The following is a 19,619-nucleotide window of genomic DNA, read 5'->3' on the forward strand; positions in this document are numbered from 1 at the left end:
GAAACCACCATGATCGATCCGCGCCACAACGAACGCGAAATCCATGCCCCGAGGGGCAGTGAACTCACTGCAAAGAGCTGGCTCACCGAAGCGCCACTCCGGATGCTGATGAACAATCTCGACCCCGATGTGGCCGAGCGTCCGCACGAATTGGTCGTCTATGGCGGCATCGGCCGCGCAGCCCGAACATGGGCCGATTTCGATACGATCGTCGCCACGCTGAAGGATCTCAACGAGGACGAGACGCTGCTGGTACAGTCCGGCAAGCCGGTCGGCGTATTCCGCACCCACAAGGATGCCCCGCGTGTCTTGATCGCCAATTCCAACCTCGTGCCGCACTGGGCGACCTGGGACCATTTCAACGAACTCGACAGACGAGGCCTGGCCATGTACGGCCAGATGACCGCTGGCTCGTGGATCTATATCGGCGCGCAGGGCATCGTCCAGGGCACCTACGAAACCTTCGTGGAAGCGGGACGCCAGCATTACGCCGGCAATCTCAAGGGCAAGTGGATCCTGACCGGCGGCCTCGGCGGCATGGGTGGTGCCCAGCCGCTCGCGGCCGTCATGGCCGGCGCCTCATGCCTTGCCGTCGAATGCGACGAGACCCGCGCCGACTTCCGCCTGCGTACCCGCTATGTCGATGAAAAGACACACAGCCTCGACGAGGCGCTCGCAAGGATCGGCGAATGGACGAAGGCCGGCGAAGCGAAGTCCATCGCGCTCATCGCCAACGCCGCGGATATCTTTCCGGAGCTGGTGAAGCGCGGCGTTCGGCCCGATATCGTCACCGACCAGACCTCGGCGCATGATCCGCTGCACGGCTACCTGCCTTCGGGCTGGACGGTCGCCGAATGGCGCGCCAGGCAGGAGAGCGATCCGAAGGCTGTCGAAAGGGCCGCCCGCGCCTCGATGAAGGTGCATGTCAGGGCCATGGTCGATTTCTGGAACGCAGGCGTGCCGACGCTCGACTACGGCAACAACATCCGCCAGATGGCCAAGGAAGAGGGGTTGGAAAACGCCTTCGCGTTCCCCGGCTTCGTGCCGGCCTATATCCGCCCGCTCTTCTGCCGCGGCATCGGCCCCTTCCGCTGGGCAGCCCTTTCCGGCGATCCGGAGGACATCTACAGGACCGATGCGAAGGTCAAGGAACTGCTGCCGGATAACAAGCACCTGCACAACTGGCTGGACATGGCCAGGGAACGCATCTCCTTCCAGGGGCTGCCGGCGCGCATCTGCTGGGTGGGTCTCGGCGACCGTCACCGCCTCGGCCTCGCCTTCAACGAAATGGTGGCCAAGGGAGAATTGAAGGCGCCGGTCGTCATCGGCCGCGACCATCTCGATTCCGGCTCCGTCGCCTCGCCGAACCGCGAGACGGAAGCGATGAAGGACGGTTCGGATGCCGTCTCCGACTGGCCGCTGCTTAACGCCCTGCTCAACACCGCTTCCGGCGCCACCTGGGTGTCGCTGCATCATGGCGGCGGCGTCGGCATGGGTTTCTCGCAGCATGCCGGCATGGTTATCTGCTGCGACGGTACGGAAGATGCGGCGCGGCGCATCGAGCGCGTGCTTTGGAACGATCCGGCAACTGGCGTCATGCGTCATGCCGACGCCGGCTATGACATCGCTATCGATCACGCTAGAAAGATGGGCCTGCGTTTGCCGGGTATTCTCGGAAACTGACCTTCGGCCGCCGGATCGCAATGCAGGACGCATTCATGAAGATATTGCGCGCGGCCGATTATCGGTGGATGGCCTGGAAGAACGGCGGTGGCGAGACCGCTGAAATCCTTGCCTTCCCTCCGGGTGCCTCGATGGACGATTTCGACTGGCGCATCAGCATGGCGGACGTGGCGAGCGACGGACCTTTTTCGCTCTTCCCCGGCATAGACCGGACGCTGACATTTCTGAGCGGCGACGGCGTCGCGCTCGACATTGAGGGGCAAGGGCGGGTCGTTCTCGCCCCCTCCTCCCCGCCACTTGCCTTTCCAGGCGATGTGCCGGTGACCGCGAGCCTGACCGGCGGGCCGGTGCGCGATCTCAACGTCATGACCCGCCGCGGCCGCTATTCGCATCGCGTCCTGCCCATCGAGGTCGAAGGTCATTGCGAATTGCCGATCGGCTCCGACATCGCCTTCCTCTTTTGCCGCACCGGCGAGGTGTCGGTCGGCGAGGCGCGACTCGGCGCCCTCGATGCGGTCATGACGAGGCGAGGCCTCCTTGATCTCTCCGGTACGGCGTCCCTTTGCCTCGTTCTTTTGCGAAACGAGTGAATGCCGTTTTTATCGGCATTTATGCATAGACAAATGAGAGCTGGCGTGGCTAGTATACCTGCCGGAACGCGATCATAAGACAACCAGTTCTGGATAAGGGGAACGTTATGAAAAGCAGAATTTTTGCCACTACTCTTCTCGCCGCGCTTGCTGCAACCAGCGCCGCCCGCGCCGAAACCGCCGTTTCCATCGGTATATCGGGCTGGACCGGCTTTGCGCCGCTGACGCTCGCCAAGGAGGCCGGCATCTTCAAGAAGAATGGCCTCGACGTCACCATCAAGAAGATCCCGCAGGCCAGCCGCCATCTGGCGCTTGCGTCCGGCGACATCCAGTGCGCCGCGACCACGGTCGAAACCTGGGTCGTCTGGAATGCGAACGGCGTCGCTTCGACGCAGATCTTCCAGATGGACAAGTCGCATGGCGCCGATGGTATGGTCGTGCGCCCGGACGTCGCCAAGATCGCCGACCTGAAGGGCAAGACGATCGCCGCCTCCACACCAGGCACCTCGCCCTATTTCTTCCTGTCCTATATCCTGAAGAAGAACGGCCTCTCGCTGAAAGACGTCAAGGTCGTGAACATGGAACCGGGGCCGGCCGCACAGGCCTTCGTTGCGGGCCAGAACGATGCCGCCATGACCTATGAACCCTACCTGTCGACCGTGCGCGCCGCCCCCGACAAGGGCAAGATCATCGCCACGACGCTGGATTATCCGGCGGTCATGGACACGTTCGGCTGCACGCCTGCCTTCCTGAAGGACAATCCGGCCGCGGCCAAGGCGTTTGCCACTTCCTATTTCGAAGCGCTCGAACTGATCAAGAAGGAACCGGAAAAGTCCTACGGCATCATGGGCGCCGATGTGAAGCAGTCAGCCGAGGCCTTCGCCGGTTCCGCCAAGCATCTCGAATGGCAGGACAAGGCCGCCAACAAGAAGTTCTTCGAAGGCGAGTTCAAAACCTTTACCGCCGATGCCGCCGACCTGCTTCTGGAGACCGGTGTCATCAAGGCGAAGCCGGACCTCGAAAAGCTGGCGGATACGTCCTTCATCGACTAAACGCCCAAGGGCGGCGCAGAAGGCGCCGCCCCTCTCCCAACCGGACAAACGGACCCGGCCCCATGCATCCCTTGCAGCCCATCGGTCGCGGCGCGCGCATCGCCCTCGGCATTCTCTTCTTCGTCCTCTTCTTCGCGGCCTGGGGTTTTGCGACGCTTGGCGGCTTCGTATCGCCTACCTTTCTGGCCGACCCGATCACGATGGCCCGTGACGGGCTCTATCTGCTGACGGAGCAGGGTTTCCTCACCGATATCGGCGTGACCGTCTGGCGTGTCGTCGGCGGCTTCGTGCTCGCCTCGGTCGTCGCCGTGCCGCTCGGCATCGCCATGGGCGCCTACAAGCCGGTCGAGGCGCTGCTTGAACCTTTCGTCTCCTTCGCCCGTTATCTGCCGGCCTCTGCCTTCGTGCCGCTGCTCATCCTCTGGGCCGGCATCGGCGAACTGCAGAAGCTGCTGGTCATCTTCATCGGCTCGGTCTTCCAGATCATCCTGATGATCGCCGTCGGCGTCGCCAATACGCGCCGCGATCTGGTCGAGGCGGCCTATACGCTGGGCGCAAAGGATTCCGGTGTCATCCGCCGTGTGCTCATCCCGGCCAATGCACCGGACATTGCCGAGACGCTACGCCTCGTGCTCGGCTGGGCCTGGACCTATGTCATCGTCGCCGAACTGATCGGCGCCTCCTCCGGTATCGGCTACATGATTATCAATTCGCAGGCGCTGATGGCGACCGGCCAGATCATCTTCGGCATCATCGTCATCGGTCTTATCGGCCTCGTGTCCGATTTCCTGTTCAAAGCGGTCAATCGCCGCCTCTATGCCTGGAGGCTCGCATGAGCGCCGAACTCGTCATCTCCAACGTCTCCCGCGTCTTTCCGGGGGTCAATGGCGGCCAGCCGGTCACGGCGCTGCAGCCGACCGACCTGGAGATTCCGCGTAACGACTTTGTCACCATCCTCGGCCCTTCCGGCTGCGGCAAGTCAACGCTCCTGCGCATCGTCGCCGGTCTGGACCGGCCGACAACCGGTTCGGTCACACTGGCCGGCCAGCCGGTCACCGGGCCGGGCGCCGATCGCGGCATGGTCTTTCAATCCTACACGCTCTTTCCGTGGCTCACGATCCGCGACAATGTCGCGTTCGGCCTGAGGGAAAAAGGCGTGCCCGAGAGGGAGAAATGGGAGATCGTCGACAGTTATATCGACAAGGTCGGGTTGCGTGGCTTCGAGAACCATTGGCCGAAGCAACTTTCCGGCGGCATGCAACAGCGCACGGCGATCGCCCGCGCGCTCGCCAACAATCCGCGCATCCTGCTTCTCGACGAGCCCTTCGGCGCGCTCGACAACCAGACACGCGGCCTCATGCAGGAATTGCTGCTCGGGATATGGGAGCGCGAGGTAAAGACGGTGATCTTCGTCACCCACGACATCGAAGAAGCCGTGTTCATGGCCTCCCGCGTCGTCACAATGACCGCGCGTCCGGGCCGCATCAAATCGATCACCCCTGTAGACCTGCCGCATCCGCGTCACTATACGGTCAAATCCAGCCCGGAATTCTCCGCGCTTCGCCTGAAGCTGACGGAGGAAATCCGCTCCGAAGCGATCATGGCGGCAACGGACGGTTAGGGCCTGTGGACAGAGCATTTCCGCGACCGGGTTTCGGCGACAAATGTTCGAAAAGGTTTCGCGGGAAGGTGTTGACGGGCTTTCCGGGAATTGCGTCATGCGAAGGTAGGCCAATGGACGAACGGGTGGAGAAGACGCCGGATACGACGCTGCACCACCGGATTCTCGCCGATGTCGAGAACCGCATCCTGTCCGGCGAATGGCCGCCTGGCCACCGTATTCCCTTCGAGCACGAATTCACGCAGCAATATGGCTGCTCGCGCATGACGGTCTCCAAGGCTCTGGGCGATCTTGTGCGACGCGGGCTGATCGAGCGCCGCCGTCGTTCCGGCAGCTTCGTCGCCTATCCGCAGGTGCAATCGGCGGTATTGGAGATTCAAGACATCCGCCATGAGGTGGAGGCGCTCGGGCTTGCCTATGCCTGGCGGCCGCAAGGCCGGACACTGCGCGTTGCCCGCGCGGAGGACCGCAATCGGCTGGACCTGCCGCCCCGCGCCCGCGTTCTCGCTGTGACCGGTTGCCACTATGCCGGTCGCCGGCCTTTCTGCCACGAGGATCGCCTGATCAGCCTGAGGGCGGTACCGGAAGCGGAAAACGAAATGTTTGACGACAATATAGGGCCTGGCACATGGCTTTTGCGCAAGGTGCCGTGGAGTGCGGCCGAAAACCGTATCAGCGCCGTGTCGGCCGAACCGGAGATCGCCGCGACCCTCGGCATCGCGGCCGGCACAGCCTGCCTGGTCATCGAGCGGCGCACATGGACCGCGGACCAGCACATTACGCAGGTTCGCCTCACCTATCCGGGCGACCGCCACCAGCTCGTGGCCGCGTTTACCCCGTCACAGTCGTCATAGACCGTGGTAACGTTCCGGACGCAGAACCGCTTCTCGACCGCCGCATCATCAGAACCCTCGCCGCACCAATTCGCGCACCCACGCAGGTTAAGGCAACGCTCTTTCGGGTGAGGATAAGCACAGGCTTCAGCCTCTTTCGATCATGGGATAGTTGGCGAAACCAAAACAAAAGCGCCCGTCGGTGTTGTCGGACATGCGTTCATCGTCATGCTCCAAGGCCGTAGCGGGCATGCATCAAGGCTCGTTCGATGCCCCGAAGCTCCGCCAGGCCTTTAAGACGCCCGATGGCGGGATAGCCGGGTTGCGCACCACGTGTCAGGTCGTCGAGAATCTCCTGTCCGTGATCCGGCCGCATGGGGATGAGATGATCCTCCCGACCTTCTTCGCGACGTCTCGCCTCTTCCGATAGCAGTGCGGCGATAACGGCGACCATATCCGTCCCACCTTCCAGATGCTCATCCTCGAAGAAGGAGCAGGGAACGGTGTCGGTATCCCGGGTTACGTTACGCAGATGAATGAAGTGGATGCGGTCGGCAAAGCGGCTGGCGATGAAGGGCAGATCGTTATCTGCGCGCGCGCCCAGCGAACCCGTGCAGAGCGTCACGCCATTTGCCCGGCTGTTGACCTGTTCCATCATATGGGCGTAGTCGGTCTCGGTCGAAAGGATACGCGGCAGACCAAGGAGCGGCCAGGGCGGATCATCACCATGTGCGCAGATATTGATGCCGACCTCCTCCGCTACCGGCACGACCTCTGAGAGAAAATCGACAAGATTTTGCTGTAGTCGCTCCCGATCGATGCCCTGATAGGAGCGAAGCTTCTCAAGCAACTGGTCCAAGGTGTAGCCATCCGCCGAGCCCGGCAGTCCCGCACCGATGTTTTTGCCGAGCGCAGCAATCTTCGTATCCGCCATCCCGGCGAAATGCCGCGCTGCTTCGTCCTGCAGCCATTCCGGATAATCGCAAGCCGCCTCTGGACGTTTGAGAATATGGATGTCGAAAGCGGCAAAATCGACCAGATCGAAGCGCATCGCCTTTGCGCCATGGCGTGTTTCCCAGCGCAGGTCCGTCCGCGTCCAATCCAAGACCGGCATGAAATTATAGCAGACGGTGCGAATTCCGGAGGCAGAAAGACGCCGCAGGGTCTCCTGCCAATTGGCAACGTGACGTCTCCAGTCGCCGGTTTGCGTCTTGATATCCTCGGAGACCGGGACACTTTCCACCACGTCCCATACCAGCCCGCCGGCCTTGATTTGCTCGTGTCGTTCGGCAATCTCGTCAACCGGCCAGACCTCACCGGTTGCGATATGGTGCAGCGCGCTGACGATACCTTCCGCGCCAGCCTGTGCCGCATCGCGCACGGTCACCTTGTCGATCGGGCCGAACCAGCGCCATGTATGTCTCATATCTCGTCCTTCAAAACCTGGTTTGATTGTTTGAAAATGATCTGCACCTTGCAGGCCGTCGACCGGTCCCTGGCCCGATCGAAAGCCTCGACGACCTGATCGAGCGGAAACGTGTGGGAAATGATCGGCCGCACATCGATACGCCGCGTCGAGATCAATTCCACCGCCTGCGCGAATTCATCATGGAAGCGCTGCGAACCCCGCCAGACGATCTCCTTGCCGACAAGGGCGTTCAGCGGGATCGTCATATCGCCGGTAACGCCGACCTGAACGATCGTTCCGCGCGGTTTGATCGCGGCAAAGGCAGAACGCAACGCCGGCCCGGCCGCCGAGCAATCGAAAGCCGCGTCAAAGCTGCCCTTGTTCTCTTGAAAAGGCTGTAACCCGTCCGGATCGGCCGCAACGTTGATTGTCCGAGTTGCCCCCATGGCCGGCGCCCTGGAAAGAGCGGCATCCGTCAAATCCGTGACGACGATTTCCGCGGCACCGGCGTGACGAGTGGCCGCAACCGTCAGCAGCCCGATCGGGCCGGCGCCCGTCACCAGCACTTTCTTGCCGGACAGATCGCCTGCCTGGGCGACAGCGTGCAGGCAGACTGCCAAGGGTTCCGCACAGGCTGCCTCTCCTGCCGAGACGCCATTGCCGACCGGATGGCACTGCGTAGCCCGCACGATCAGCCTTTCCCGAAACATGCCGTTTTCGTGGGGCAAACGCATGGCCGAGCCCATGAAACGCATTTCGAGGCAATGGATAGGCTGTCCGATCCGGCAATATTGACATTCACCGCAAGGCTGCGACGGGTTAACCGCCACGAGTTGCCCAACTTCGAGCCCGGTGACACCCTCGCCCAAGATTTGAACAAAACCAGAGGCTTCGTGCCCGGCGATGATGGGTTCGCGAACCCGCACGGGACCGAATCCGCCATCCTGATAGTAGTGAAGGTCAGAGCCGCAGATGCCGCCCGCCGCCATGACGAGAAGGACCTCGCCGGGCCGTGGCTCGGTATATTCAAACGTTTCCACTCTCAAATCACGCCGGGCGTGAAGTCGGGCAACACGCGTTTGCATCGCTTTGATGCCTTTCGTTCAAGAAAATGCTTGGTCCGCCGGAAGCGGACCGAATACCTATCGGATGAGACCCAGCAGTGTAGGCAGCCAAAGGGTAATCGCCGGTACGAAGGTGATCAGACCAAGCGCTATGAACAGCGGTATCATCCACGGCAGGATGGCAAGCGTCGTGCGCTCGACGGACAGCTTCGAGATGCGGGAGAGTACGAAGAGCACCATACCGACCGGAGGCGTTAAAAGGCCAATCATCAAATTCAATGTAATGACCAGGCCAAGATGGACCGGATCAATTCCGTAGCGCGCTGCAACCGGCATCAGGATGGGGACAAGGATGCTGATGGCAGCGATGGTATCGAGGAAAGCTCCGACGATCAGCAAAAGAATGTTGACGATGAGGAGGAAGGTCCACCAGTTATCCGTCAGGCCGAACAGGAAGTCGGAGAACAGTTGCGCGGCCTGGCTGACCGTCAGCAGCCATGCGAAGATGGATGCCGCCGTGACGATGAACAGGACCGACGCCGTGGTTTCGATCGTGTCGAAAGACGCCTTGGCCAATGTCCGCAGCGTCATCGTGCGATAGCGCACGAGCCCGAGAAATAGTGACCACAGTACGGCGGCCACAGCAGCTTCCGTGGGCGTGAACCAACCCATGGTCATGCCGCCAATCAAGAGGACCGGTGTCATCAGTGCCATGACCGCGGAAAAATCATAATACCAGTCGAGAGCGACAAGAAAAGCGAGCCCGATCAGCACCGCAATATTGATCGACAGGCCAGCAAGGATCATCAGGTATATCAAGGCGGGAAAGGCAAGCACGATCAGCACTTCGAGCGAAGCACCCAGCAGCTGCTTCAGTTCGAATGGCGTATCCGAGCCCCAGCCCTTGCGTCTGGCGAAGATATAGACGGTCACCATCATCAGTACGGTCATGACGACGCCGGGGATGATACCCGCCATGAACAGCGCCCCGATCGAGGCATTGGCCATCATGCCATAGATGACGAAGGGCAACGATGGCGGAAAGATAGGGCCGAGCGTTGCCGAAGCAGCGGTGACGCCGACTGCCGCTTCAACCGGATAGCCGTGGTCCTTCATGGCCTTGATTTCGATCGTGCCGATGCCGGCAGCATCGGCCAGCGCCGTTCCGGACATGCCGGAAAAGACGACCGATCCGATGATGTTGACCTGCGCCAGGCCGCCCTTCATCCAGCCCACCAACGCAAGCGCAAACCGATAGATGCGCCCGGTAACGCCGGCAATATTCATGAGGTTGCCGGCAAGGATGAAGAACGGCACCGCAATCAGCGGAAAACTCTCGACGCCGGCGATCATGCGCTGGGCTGCGATGATGTCCGGCGCGACGCCATAAATCACCAGGTATAGCAACGAGGCAACCGCCATGGAGACGGCAACCGGCGTGCCGATAATCAGAAGCAACAGGAATGATCCGAGAAGAAGAAGCATGCTCAGATTCCCCCCGCGTTGATATGCTCCTGCGCCTGCTCGCGCACCGATTTGGTACCTGTCAGATCCCTGATCAGGTTTTGCAGGGAGCGAAGAAACATCAGCGCAAAGGCTGCGAAGACCGTATAAAAAACTATGCCGCGCGGCAGATCGACGGTGACCATCCGCTCGTCGCCGACAATCTCGAGATATCGCCACATCAGCCACGTGACATAGGCGAAGAAGGCAATGGCGATGGCATCGACAGTGGTTTCTAAAGCTCTGACGATCCGGCCCGGCAGGAAGCGGTAGAGTAGATCGACCTGGATGTGACGTACCATTCGCACGCACATCACCGAGCCAAGGAAAACGACGACGACAAGGCAATTGGCGGCGATTTCCTCGGTCCAGGCGAAGCTGTCATTCAGCACATAGCGTGTGAAGAATTGCAAAAAGACGGCAAGACCCATGCCCCAGAAGACCGCAAGCGTCACCCAGTCCTCGACCGCGTAAGGAGAAAGATCAACCGGTGCGGCTTCTTCCTCAAAGGCATGCGCCATCTCTTCCACGCTGATCGGCGCGTGCGAATGCTCCGTCATCGGATCGACTCCGTTCATAAAGATTGCAGGAGGTTGCCCCGACGCACCGAATGCGCCGGGGCAAGGATCATCACTTGATCGCGCGGATGGCTTCCCAATCGGCCTTCTCGTAGCCGAAGTCTTCAAGTTTGACTTTCTCGACGACATTTTTCTCGAAGTCTGCCTTGTCGATTTCGGTGACGGTCAGCCCCTTCGTCTTGAATTCATCAACGAGCGCCTTCTCGCGCGCTTCGATGGTCTTGGTCGTACGGGCTGCGGCTTCGAGCATGACGTCCGTGAAGATCTTCTTGTCCTCGTCGGAGAGGCTTGCCCAGCGGGTCTTGGAGATAACGGTGTTGAGGTGATCGACGATATGACCGGTCAGCACGATGTTCTTCTGGACTTCATAGAACTTCTTGGCCTCGATCGTCGTCAGGGGGTTTTCCTGCGCTTCGACGGTCCCGTTCTGAAGCGCCAGATAGACTTCCGCGAAAGCGATCGGCGTCGTGTTGGCGCCGCATGCACGTGGCATTGCAAGATAGGCCGGAACGTCCGGCACGCGCATCTTCAAACCGGCCATATCGGCGCATTTGGAGATCGGACGGTTCGAGGTGGTATGGCGCGTTCCGTAGTAGCTGACGGCCACGATATGGTTGCCGGTCTTTTCCTCATAGCCCTTCGTCAGCTTCTTGAAGACGTCGCTCTTCGTGTAGGCGAGAAGATGGCTGGGGTCGCGGAAGATATAAGGATAATAGGTGACGCCGATTGGCTTGTAATCGCGCGCGGCGAAACTGGAACCGGAAATAATGATGTCCACGGTGCCGAGCTTGAGGCCCTGGTTGATGTCGGCTTCTTTGCCGAGTTGGGACGCCGGATAGACCTCGATTTTGTAGCGGCCATCCGTTCGCTTGGCGATCTCCTCCGCGGCCCATACGGAATCCGTGTGGAACGGCTCGGAGGTCTCATAAACATGGGCCCACTTCAAAACGGTTTCTGCATGAGCAGAAAGTGTTGAGACAAGGCTGACTGCGGCTGCGCCCAACAGTGTTGTCAGTTTGAGTTTCATTCTTTCCTCCTAGGTGAAACTGAACTTCCTGGATGACCGCGCCCGGATGGCGAAACGGTCAGTCTTCTCTGGTCGGCTCCTCCCCGAAGCTTTCCGAGAATCTCTTTTGCGCCAGCGTCAGATGACGCCGCATGGCCTCACGCGCCGCCGCAGGATCACCTGCTGCAATGGCGTCACGAATGATACGATGCTCTTCAAGCGCCAACTTCCAGGTGTGCGGACCTTCGAAATAGCTGGCAAGTTTCTTGAAGTAGGGTGACATCCGTGAATCGTAAATCAGCCCGGCGAAATGTTTCAGAGCCGAATTGCCGATGATGTCCGCAATAGCGGTGTGAAAATCCCGGTCGCAGACAAGTGCAACCGAGGCGTCGTTGAGCGATTGCTCCATACGCTCCAGGATAGCATCGATACGCGCAATGCTTGCGGGCGTCACAAGACGCGCAGCTTCCTCCGCAATTCCGCTTTCGATCAGGCAGCGCGCCTGAAGGATCTCCAAAGGACCTTCGGTATCATCGTTCGGCAGGACACCGAGGGCTTGCCTTGGTCGGCTGCTGATGTAGACGCCGGACCCCATCCGGATCTGGATATGTCCTTCGACCTCAAGCACGATCAGGGCTTCGCGAACCGTCGGGCGGGAGACAGCAAAACGCTCCGCAAGCTCTCGTTCGGGCGGAAGCCGTGAGCCCGGCTTCAGCTCTCCCGTCTCGATGAGCACTCGTATCTGTTCCGCAACCTGCCGATAAAGCCGGCGCGGCTCCAAAGCCACGAACATCAATTTCCTCCGGGCGCATCACTCCCCTGACGCACAACTGGTCAGATTGTCTGACCAATTTCTACTATGAGTTAATTCAGCTCTATGTCAAGGACCTCACGAGAGCGTTTAAGCATTCAGGCGGGAAAGGCGACGCCATAGCGCTTGCTGAGTTGCTCAAACGCTGTTGCGGTCGCCGGGTCCAACGCCACGCCGTTCCGCTCGCGCTCCTCCGCGACCTTCCATTCCCTGTCGCCGGGCGCCATCACCTGCCCGTTCTGACGAGGCCGCGATGTCCGCAACTCCTCCAGATAACGCCGCACGCCCCGATCGAACGTCTCCCGATCCACGAAAGCATCCGGTTTTATGGCCAGGACGAAAGCCCCCATCTCCCGAGGGGTGGCAAAGTCCGGTCCTCCCATCGGGGCGATTTCGAAAGACAGGCGCATGCCGGTCATCACCGCGCTGAAGATTTCGGCGACACCGGCAAGCCCGGCACCCTTGAAGCCGAATGCAGCGCCAAGAGGCGCCAGCATGTCCACCAGATCGGCATTGGTGGTATCGTTCCCATCCTCGTCCGAGGCGACGGCATCCGGAAGCGGATGTCCAAGGCTGCGATAAAGTAAAACGCGATTGAAGGGCACAGCACTCGTCGCCATGTCCAAGAGCCATGGATTGGCCTCTGTCGTCGGCACGGCAACCGAGATCGGATTGGTGCCATGGAAACGTTCGGCCCCATCATGCAGCCGCACGAAACTGTCGGAATTGGCGAAGACAAGGCCGATAAAGCCTTGTCTTGCCGCCTCGATGGAATACGCGCCGGCCGGGCCGAAGTGGGATGTGTTGCGGATCGCAACGGCGCCAAGCCCAAAGCGGCTCGCCAGCTCGATGGCATTGTGCATCGCCGTGTAGGTCGCCAGCGCACCATGGGCATGATCCGCATCGAGTGTCCTTGCCGCTCCGAAGCTGTTCAGCATCTTGATGCTAGGGCGCCTGTTCACGCGACCGCCTTCCAAGGCCTCTATGTAATGCGGAAGAAGGCGGATTCCGTGACTGTCCACGCCATGGCGCGTGCCATGCATCATGGCGCGCGAAGCCGCGTCGGCCGTCGCACGGTCCGCGCCCGAGGCCGAAATCACCTCGCGCGAAAACCGTGCCAACTCCGTGAGAGGCAATCGAGTCGACGGGTCGGATTGCGGCATCGCGAAAGCTCCTCCCTCACACCTCTTTCGCAAAATGTATGATGCGTACACTAGACGTTTGATTGAGGATGTGCAATCCCTGATCACCTGACGTTTTCCAAAGACCTTGCCGCCATGCAGATCGCATCCAAGCCTCTTTCGTCAAAGCTCTACCGCCGCGCCTGCGATCTGCTGGCATTCGACATCTGTAGCGGTGCGTTGCCGGCAGCAACCCGCCTGACGGAAACGCGGGTTGCAGAACGCTTCGGCATCAGCAGGACCCCGGCACGCCAGGCCTTGGTCGAACTGGAGCGACTAGGCCTTCTGAAGAAGGCCGAAGGTCGAGGCTATGATGTTTTGCCCGCGACCCGCGAGATCGGTGGTCTTCAGGCTTCAGGCATCGATGACGGGCTTGAACTGCAGCTACGCTCGAGCTGGGAGGTAATCTATCCCGAAGTCGAGATAGAGGTCGTCTCACGCACCTCGCTTGCTGGCTGGCGTATCAACGAGGTGCTGCTGGCCCGCCACTACGGCGTCAGCCGCACCGTGGCGCGCGATGTGGTCGCACGCCTGCAGGAGCGGGGTATCGTCCATAAAGACGGCAGCGCCAGATGGTATGCACCAGCTTTGACTGAAAAACACATTAACGAACTCTATGAACTTCGGTGGGTGCTGGAGCCGCTCGCGCTTGAGAAGGCCGTGCCTCATCTACCTGAGGGGCTTCTTGCCGCCTTCCGAGCAAACATCGAGATGACGATGGCGTCGTCAGAGGTTCGAAGCGAACAGCTGGATCAGCTGGAGCAGGAATTGCACGTGGATCTGCTTGGGCGATGCGGGAACCAGGCACTGCTGCGGGCTGTCAGCCTGCCGCAGGCTCTCTTGGTTGCACACCATTTCCTCTACCGGCGCACCTCAGAACTTTTCGAGAGCGAACCGTTTCTGCCGGAACATCTCGAGATCGTCACTCTTCTTGAACGTCAGGACGTCGCCGGGGCCTGCGAGGCGCTGGTCCAACATTTAAAGGTATCGCGACACCGGGCGATGCTGCGCATTCGTGCCGTCGCCGAAACGATCGAACCGGCGGATTTACCCTATCTGGAGCGCCTGTAGCGGCGAAGCCGAGCTTATGTTTGGGCCAGCGGTCCGCCCATTTCAAAATAGTCCGCGTACGGGAGGAGGTCCCATCATGAAAATTTCAGCCGTCGAACCGTTTATCCTGCACCTACCGCTCACCTCGGATTCGATCTCCGATTCCACCCATAGCATTACGCACTGGGGAGTCGTGGGGACGAAAATCACCACGACAGACGGCCTGGTGGGCTACGGCTTTACCGGAACCCATGCCCACCTGCCGTCAGACCGCCTGATCACGGCGTGTATTCGCGATTGCTATGCGCCGCTATTGATGGGCGAGGACGCCTCCGACCATCAGCGTCTTTGGACGAAGCTTGCCCGTCATCCCGCCCTCCAGTGGGTCGGGCGCGCCGGTATCACGCATCTTGCCCTGGCGGCGGTGGATGTTGCGCTGTGGGATCTTTCCGCGAAGAAGGCAGGCGTCCCCCTCTGGTCACTCCTGGGTGGAGCACGAACCGAGAAGCTCGAAGCCTACAATACCGATATTGGCTGGCTCTCGTTCTCGACGAAAGCACTCATCGCGGGTTCTGCCCGTGCTGTCGAGCAAGACGGATTCACCCGCATCAAGATCAAGGTGGGCCACGACGATCCCAACATCGACATCGAGCGGCTGGAGGCGGTCCGCAAGCGCGTGGGTGGCGCAGTCCGGATTGCCATCGACGCCAACGGCAAATGGGATCTTCCCACCTGCCAGCGTTTCTGTGCACGGGCGCGCGACCTCGACATCTACTGGTTCGAGGAACCGATGTGGTACGACGACGTGGCAAGCCATGCAGCCCTCGCCCGGAGCACCTCCATCCCTGTCGCACTCGGCGAGCAGCTCTATACCGTCGATGCCTTTAGAAGCTTTATCAGCGCTGGAGCGGTACACTATGTCCAGCCGGATGTGACGCGCCTGGGCGGCGTTACCGAATATATCCAGGTAGCGGATCTGGCTCTGGCGAACCGCCTGCCTGTCGTCCCGCATGCCGGCGAAATGAGCCAGGTGCATGTTCACCTGAGCTACTGGCATCCAGCCTCGGCAATCCTCGAATACATTCCCTGGATCAAGGATCACTTCCACGAGCCGGCGAACGTGGAGAGCGGCATCTTCAGAAGACCACAACAGCCGGGGGCGAGCACGACCCCTCTCCCACAAGCCTTTGAGCGCTATGGCAAGTCTCTGGGATAAATCCGATAGCTGAGGGGCTGGATTTCAACAAGGAAATCCGGATCGCCGCCCATCGCTTAGGATGCAGCGTCTTGCGATCCGGATGATCTTTCAGACTGGGCTCACCGGAGAGGCACTGCCGCCACTCTGTTAACGCATGCCATCGGCTGCACGTTTCTCCTCCTCCTTCATGAAGGCGATGTCACCGACGACGCGCACACGCACGCGTCGTGCATCACCCGGCAGATAGGCGATCGGAATGTCTTCCGTGTCGAGCGTCACGATCGAGTTCGGATCCGCACCGGCCTCGACCGCACGCCGGCGAGCAATGCGGTCGGCCTCGGCGATCGCATTGTCGCGCGACATGTCGGAGAAGACCTGATCGACCTCGCCGGAAACTTGCGCCATTGCGGCACCCAACGCATTCGCCACGCCCGCATGTTCGACACGCAGCACCTCCCTCGCCCCCTTTAGCTTTTCGGGGATCAGGAACGCACCACCGCCGACGGCGATCAACTGCACGCCTTCGGCCGAGGTCTTCATCCGGTCGACGCCGTCCTCCACCATCGCCTCGATACGCTTCAGGAGGTCCGCGACCATCGCCTTGTCGAGATGCTTGACCCGATCCCTGTCGCCGATCTCGACGAGGCCGGCGGCAACCGCCACGTCCGTCGTGGTCAGCGTATCGCCGCCGAAGACCAGCGCCTTTTCTGTGATGCGATAGCCGACCGAACGCGGACCGATCTTGCGGGTTTCCGGATCGATGATGGTACCGCCGCCGAGCGCCATCGGCAAAAGGTCGGGCATCCGGAACAATGTGCGGACACCACCGACCTCGACGACATTGTTGGCTTCACGCGGAAAACCGCCGACAAGGCAGCCGATGTCGGAAGTCGTACCGCCGACATCGATGACCATCGCTTCCTTGAGGCCGGTCAGGAAGGCCGCACCGCGCATGGAATTGGTAGGACCGGAAGCAAAGCTGTAGACCGGGTTGGCGGCCGCGACATCGGCCAGAACGACGGTACCGTCGTTCTGGGTCAGGTAAAACGGAGCGTCGATGCCGGCACGCAGAAGCGCATCCTTAAAGGCGTCGATCGTCTTGCGCCCGAGGCCCTGAAGCGCCGCGTTCAGGAGCGTGACATTCTCGCGCTCCAGCAGACCGATGCGGCCGAGCGTGTGCGACAGCGTTATCCGTGCGCTCGGAATGACTGAGCGGATGATCTCGGCGGCTTCCAGCTCGCATTCGGCCGTCAGCGGCGAGAAGAGTGCGGTGATACCGATGGAATCTACGCCGGCATCGCGAATCTTCATAGCTGCATCGCGGATCTCATCGCGGGCGAGCGGCACAAGCGGGCGGCCGTCATATTCATGGCCGCCATGCACCATGAAGGAGAGCGGATCGACCGCGTCCCGCAACTCGTCCGGCCAGTCGATCATCGGCGGCAGCGACGCGCCCGCCGGCATGGCGATGCGGATCGCGGCGACCCGTTCCAGGCGAGCGCGCTCGACCACTGCATTGGTGAAATGCGTCGTGCCGATCATCACCGCATCGACCGGCGAAGCGCCCGGCGCCTGGGAGGAGACCACGTGGCCGATCGCATTGACCACGCCCTGCATTACGTCGGCGGTGGTTGGAAACTTGATGGCCGAAATTACCTTCTCGCCATCGATGAGCACGGCATCCGTATTCGTGCCGCCGACGTCAATTCCGATCCGCTTCATGCTGCAAACACCGATTTGAAATCAAGGTCATAACCGAAGGCGCGCGGGCCGACATGCTCCAGGCCCTTGGGGCTGGTCAGCACATCCGGCGCAGGCAACGCCACCACCGTCACGCGCTGGCCGTAACGTACCGTCTCCGTGCCGATTGCTTCGCCCGAAACCGTATCGAGCAGGCAGATCAGGTCCGGCGTCATGGCGATCGGCTGGCTGTCGCGGAAGGCCACCGCCCACTCGTTCTGGAAGGCAAGCTCGACCTTCGAGCCGCGGTCGCCGTCGAGACCTTCGATCATCGCCGAACCGCGCAGGAAGCCGCCGGTCGTGGTGCGATCCACGTCGGCGATCTTGCCCTTGAAGAGCACCTTGCCGCCCTCGTGGGAAAGCACGGCCTCGACCGGATCGGTATGGGCGGCACGGGCGTCGAGCACGGCACGGCCGAGGCTGACGGCCTTGGTCACCGTGTAAAGAACGCCCCACTCCTTGACTTCGCGGCCGGTGCGCGGTGCCTTGCAGGTGGCGGCGGTGGAACCGACTTCGGTGCAAATCTTGCGGGAGATGCGCTCCATCCACTTCCACGAAGCGGCCTTGGCGACGATCGCCTCGTTGTCGCGGCAATCGACCAGCGTCAGCGGGTACATCGGCAGGTCGCCGATCGCGAAGCTCGTCATCTGCGCTTCCGGATAGGCGCGGCCCATCGCATCGGCGTCGACGACCGGAATATCCAGCATGGCGGCGGCGAGGAAAGGCGAGAGCGCGTTGCCGCCGCCAATCTCGACGCTCATCACGGCGCGGAACTTGCGGCCGGTGTATTCCTCCATGAGTTGCATGGCGCGGGCAAGATGGGCGGGATCGACAAGGCGTTCCTGGCCGACCAGTGGCGCTCCCATCTTCGAGACAACCGCAACGGCATCGCCGTCATCGAGCGCCTTGGGATCGATGAGCTTGACGCGCTTGCCCTCCTTGTAGAGTTTTTTCAGGTTCAGCTGGGCCAGATAGGGACTGCCGCCCCCGCCGGTTCCGAGAATCCAGGCGCCCACGGCAAGCGGGTCGATCTCACCCGCTTCGAAATCACGGATCATGTTTACCTCCGAAGAATGTGCTAGAACCTAGCCATGTGTGACGAAGGATGCCTATAGGGGACTGCCCCTAGAATGAGCTTGCCTTGATTTTGTGCATGCCTAAAACCATCATGCCGAGACGATCGAAAGGACCGATTCCCTGCCCGTGATGAAGAGCTCATACAATCCGGCTTCGGCCTCACCGAAAGCAGCGGAAGCCCGTCATCGCGTCATGTTTTTGAGCGTCGGACAGTCGCCGCGCACGGATATCATCGGCGACATGCTGGAAAACCTTGATATACCGATAGAGGCGCTGGAAATCGGCGCTCTGGACGGTCTTTCCCAGGCGGAAATCGATGATCTGAAGGTGCGCCCCGGCGAAACCAGCATCGTCACCCGGCTCGCTGACGGCAGCGACATCGTCATCTCCAAGCCGCGGATCGCTGAGCGCATGGCGAAGATCGCCGCCGCCTTCCAGCCCAACGAATTCGATCTGGTGGTGATCCTGTCGACCGGACTTTTTCGCGATTTCGAGAGCACCTGCCCGACGGTCAACGCTCAGCGCGCGATGGAATCGGCGGTCATCTCGCTCGCCGCGCACGGCTCCGCCGTCGGCCTCATCCAGCCGCTGCAGCAGCAGATTGGCGAACTCGAAATCCCGGCGCTGGCGCCCTACAAGATCAGCGCGAGCTACGCCGCCGACGGCGACAAGAAGCTGCTGGCAAGTGCCCTGATCGACCTTGCCGATGCGGAGATCATCGTCCTGAATTCCGTGAGTTTTACGGAAGCCGACCGCCAGATGGTCGCCAAGGCAAGTGGCAAGCCGGTCGTGCTCGCCCGCCGCATCGTCGCAAGCGCCATCCGCCTCTTGCTGCACGGCACCCATCCCGTCACGCTGCCTGGCGTTTCACCGGAATTCTCCGAAAAGCTCCTGCGGCTCACGCCGCGCGAACGTCAGGTCCTGTCGCTGGTGGCCGAAGGCCTGTCCAACAAGGCGATCGCCCGCCAGCTCGGCATCAGTCCGAAGACGGTCGAAATCCATCGCTCGAACGTGATGAGCAAGATGGAAGTCACCTCTTCCAACGCGCTCATCCGTATGGTGGTCGCAGCCGGCCATCCGTGACCGAAAAAGGCATTTTTGCGTAAGAAAATTGCGTTGAAAAGCCAATTTGCCTAAAAATTGGCCGCATTAACGATGTCAGAATCATGTCGAACTAGGGGCATTACCCTATAGTGAAGGCGTGCTTCCGGGCGTTAGGCTCCC

The 19,619-nt window shown here is 61.0% G+C and carries 18 protein-coding genes; 9 read left to right on the forward strand and 9 right to left on the reverse strand.

The window, feature by feature from the left end:
- The first annotated feature begins 9 nt into the window (after positions 1–9).
- The 6 genes from hutU to hutC all read left to right on the forward strand — a co-directional run bounded on the left by hutU (position 10) and on the right by hutC (position 5,800).
- On the forward strand, positions 10–1,683 hold the full coding sequence (gene hutU, locus QEO92_RS15320) for a urocanate hydratase (protein WP_227703609.1): 1,674 nt from the start codon (positions 10–12) through the stop codon (positions 1,681–1,683).
- Positions 1,684–1,718: 35 nt separating this feature from the next.
- Positions 1,719–2,273 carry a HutD/Ves family protein gene (locus tag QEO92_RS15325; RefSeq protein ID WP_227703610.1) on the forward strand — a complete coding sequence of 185 codons (555 nt, stop codon included), beginning with the start codon at positions 1,719–1,721 and terminating at the stop codon, positions 2,271–2,273.
- A gap of 107 nt (positions 2,274–2,380) precedes the next feature.
- The gene (locus QEO92_RS15330) at positions 2,381–3,325 is read left to right on the forward strand and encodes an ABC transporter substrate-binding protein (protein ID WP_227703611.1); all 945 of its coding nucleotides are present in this window, start codon (positions 2,381–2,383) and stop codon (positions 3,323–3,325) included.
- Between the two features lie 62 nt (positions 3,326–3,387).
- Complete coding sequence (locus QEO92_RS15335) at positions 3,388–4,161, forward strand: ABC transporter permease (protein WP_037149438.1); 774 nt, start codon at positions 3,388–3,390, stop codon at positions 4,159–4,161.
- Positions 4,158–4,946 (forward strand): ABC transporter ATP-binding protein, encoded by a 789-nt coding sequence (locus tag QEO92_RS15340; protein WP_037149435.1) that lies wholly within the window; start codon positions 4,158–4,160, stop codon positions 4,944–4,946. Before QEO92_RS15335 ends, QEO92_RS15340 begins: the two co-directional genes overlap by 4 nt.
- Before the next feature lie 113 nt (positions 4,947–5,059).
- On the forward strand, positions 5,060–5,800 hold the full coding sequence (gene hutC, locus QEO92_RS15345) for a histidine utilization repressor (protein ID WP_037149432.1): 741 nt from the start codon (positions 5,060–5,062) through the stop codon (positions 5,798–5,800).
- A 205-nt stretch (positions 5,801–6,005) separates the two neighbouring features.
- On the opposite strand, the gene uxuA is transcribed toward hutC, so the two are convergent.
- The 7 genes from uxuA to QEO92_RS15380 all read right to left on the reverse strand — a co-directional run bounded on the left by uxuA (position 6,006) and on the right by QEO92_RS15380 (position 13,312).
- On the reverse strand, positions 6,006–7,205 hold the full coding sequence (gene uxuA / locus QEO92_RS15350; RefSeq protein WP_227703612.1) for a mannonate dehydratase: 1,200 nt from the start codon (positions 7,203–7,205) through the stop codon (positions 6,006–6,008).
- Positions 7,202–8,272: an L-idonate 5-dehydrogenase gene (locus QEO92_RS15355; RefSeq protein WP_227703613.1), complete on the reverse strand. Its 1,071-nt coding sequence runs from the start codon at positions 8,270–8,272 to the stop codon at positions 7,202–7,204. The genes uxuA and QEO92_RS15355 overlap by 4 nt, the downstream gene beginning before the upstream one ends.
- 57 nt (positions 8,273–8,329) lie before the next feature.
- Positions 8,330–9,736 (reverse strand): TRAP transporter large permease, encoded by a 1,407-nt coding sequence (locus QEO92_RS15360; RefSeq protein ID WP_037149424.1) that lies wholly within the window; start codon positions 9,734–9,736, stop codon positions 8,330–8,332.
- A gap of 2 nt (positions 9,737–9,738) precedes the next feature.
- Positions 9,739–10,314 carry a TRAP transporter small permease gene (locus QEO92_RS15365; RefSeq protein WP_037149716.1) on the reverse strand — a complete coding sequence of 192 codons (576 nt, stop codon included), beginning with the start codon at positions 10,312–10,314 and terminating at the stop codon, positions 9,739–9,741.
- Positions 10,315–10,384: 70 nt separating this feature from the next.
- Positions 10,385–11,359 (reverse strand): sialic acid TRAP transporter substrate-binding protein SiaP, encoded by a 975-nt coding sequence (locus QEO92_RS15370; protein ID WP_227703614.1) that lies wholly within the window; start codon positions 11,357–11,359, stop codon positions 10,385–10,387.
- 58 nt (positions 11,360–11,417) lie between these two features.
- Positions 11,418–12,131, reverse strand: coding sequence for a FadR/GntR family transcriptional regulator (locus tag QEO92_RS15375; protein WP_227703615.1), 714 nt, complete (start codon positions 12,129–12,131; stop codon positions 11,418–11,420).
- Positions 12,132–12,247: 116 nt separating this feature from the next.
- Positions 12,248–13,312 carry an Ldh family oxidoreductase gene (locus QEO92_RS15380; protein ID WP_227703616.1) on the reverse strand — a complete coding sequence of 355 codons (1,065 nt, stop codon included), beginning with the start codon at positions 13,310–13,312 and terminating at the stop codon, positions 12,248–12,250.
- A gap of 114 nt (positions 13,313–13,426) precedes the next feature.
- Between QEO92_RS15380 and QEO92_RS15385 the strand changes: the two genes are divergently transcribed.
- Both QEO92_RS15385 and QEO92_RS15390 read left to right on the forward strand, forming a co-directional pair.
- On the forward strand, positions 13,427–14,401 hold the full coding sequence (locus QEO92_RS15385; protein ID WP_210055879.1) for a GntR family transcriptional regulator: 975 nt from the start codon (positions 13,427–13,429) through the stop codon (positions 14,399–14,401).
- Between the two features lie 76 nt (positions 14,402–14,477).
- Complete coding sequence (locus QEO92_RS15390; RefSeq protein WP_227703617.1) at positions 14,478–15,596, forward strand: mandelate racemase/muconate lactonizing enzyme family protein; 1,119 nt, start codon at positions 14,478–14,480, stop codon at positions 15,594–15,596.
- A gap of 129 nt (positions 15,597–15,725) precedes the next feature.
- On the opposite strand, the gene QEO92_RS15395 is transcribed toward QEO92_RS15390, so the two are convergent.
- A complete protein-coding gene (locus QEO92_RS15395; protein WP_210055876.1) occupies positions 15,726–17,300 on the reverse strand; it encodes a hydantoinase/oxoprolinase N-terminal domain-containing protein in 1,575 nt (524 codons plus the stop codon).
- Positions 17,297–18,376 carry a DUF917 domain-containing protein gene (locus QEO92_RS15400; protein WP_037149408.1) on the reverse strand — a complete coding sequence of 360 codons (1,080 nt, stop codon included), beginning with the start codon at positions 18,374–18,376 and terminating at the stop codon, positions 17,297–17,299. The genes QEO92_RS15395 and QEO92_RS15400 overlap by 4 nt, the downstream gene beginning before the upstream one ends.
- Before the next feature lie 148 nt (positions 18,377–18,524).
- On the opposite strand from QEO92_RS15400, the gene QEO92_RS15405 reads away from it, so the two are divergent.
- Positions 18,525–19,478 carry an AroM family protein gene (locus tag QEO92_RS15405; RefSeq protein ID WP_227705179.1) on the forward strand — a complete coding sequence of 318 codons (954 nt, stop codon included), beginning with the start codon at positions 18,525–18,527 and terminating at the stop codon, positions 19,476–19,478.
- Positions 19,479–19,619: the final 141 nt, after the last annotated feature.

The sequence above is a fragment of the Neorhizobium petrolearium genome (assembly GCF_029854435.1).
Classification (GTDB): Bacteria; Pseudomonadota; Alphaproteobacteria; order Rhizobiales; family Rhizobiaceae; genus Neorhizobium; species Neorhizobium petrolearium.

What these genes read in the sequence shown, in the direction of transcription:
- QEO92_RS15395 (WP_210055876.1), bottom strand. Translation starts at nt 17,300, where the DNA reads ATGAAGCGGATCGGAATTGACGTCGGCGGCACGAATACGGATGCCGTG.
- QEO92_RS15365 (WP_037149716.1), bottom strand. Translation starts at nt 10,314, where the DNA reads ATGACGGAGCATTCGCACGCGCCGATCAGCGTGGAAGAGATGGCGCAT.
- QEO92_RS15380 (WP_227703616.1), bottom strand. Translation starts at nt 13,312, where the DNA reads ATGCCGCAATCCGACCCGTCGACTCGATTGCCTCTCACGGAGTTGGCA.
- QEO92_RS15400 (WP_037149408.1), bottom strand. Translation starts at nt 18,376, where the DNA reads ATGATCCGTGATTTCGAAGCGGGTGAGATCGACCCGCTTGCCGTGGGC.
- hutC (WP_037149432.1), top strand. Translation starts at nt 5,060, where the DNA reads ATGGACGAACGGGTGGAGAAGACGCCGGATACGACGCTGCACCACCGG.
- QEO92_RS15325 (WP_227703610.1), top strand. Translation starts at nt 1,719, where the DNA reads ATGAAGATATTGCGCGCGGCCGATTATCGGTGGATGGCCTGGAAGAAC.
- QEO92_RS15405 (WP_227705179.1), top strand. Translation starts at nt 18,525, where the DNA reads ATGAAGAGCTCATACAATCCGGCTTCGGCCTCACCGAAAGCAGCGGAA.
- QEO92_RS15370 (WP_227703614.1), bottom strand. Translation starts at nt 11,359, where the DNA reads ATGAAACTCAAACTGACAACACTGTTGGGCGCAGCCGCAGTCAGCCTT.
- QEO92_RS15385 (WP_210055879.1), top strand. Translation starts at nt 13,427, where the DNA reads ATGCAGATCGCATCCAAGCCTCTTTCGTCAAAGCTCTACCGCCGCGCC.
- QEO92_RS15340 (WP_037149435.1), top strand. Translation starts at nt 4,158, where the DNA reads ATGAGCGCCGAACTCGTCATCTCCAACGTCTCCCGCGTCTTTCCGGGG.
- hutU (WP_227703609.1), top strand. Translation starts at nt 10, where the DNA reads ATGATCGATCCGCGCCACAACGAACGCGAAATCCATGCCCCGAGGGGC.
- uxuA (WP_227703612.1), bottom strand. Translation starts at nt 7,205, where the DNA reads ATGAGACATACATGGCGCTGGTTCGGCCCGATCGACAAGGTGACCGTG.
- QEO92_RS15355 (WP_227703613.1), bottom strand. Translation starts at nt 8,272, where the DNA reads ATGCAAACGCGTGTTGCCCGACTTCACGCCCGGCGTGATTTGAGAGTG.
- QEO92_RS15330 (WP_227703611.1), top strand. Translation starts at nt 2,381, where the DNA reads ATGAAAAGCAGAATTTTTGCCACTACTCTTCTCGCCGCGCTTGCTGCA.
- QEO92_RS15390 (WP_227703617.1), top strand. Translation starts at nt 14,478, where the DNA reads ATGAAAATTTCAGCCGTCGAACCGTTTATCCTGCACCTACCGCTCACC.
- QEO92_RS15335 (WP_037149438.1), top strand. Translation starts at nt 3,388, where the DNA reads ATGCATCCCTTGCAGCCCATCGGTCGCGGCGCGCGCATCGCCCTCGGC.
- QEO92_RS15360 (WP_037149424.1), bottom strand. Translation starts at nt 9,736, where the DNA reads ATGCTTCTTCTTCTCGGATCATTCCTGTTGCTTCTGATTATCGGCACG.
- QEO92_RS15375 (WP_227703615.1), bottom strand. Translation starts at nt 12,131, where the DNA reads ATGTTCGTGGCTTTGGAGCCGCGCCGGCTTTATCGGCAGGTTGCGGAA.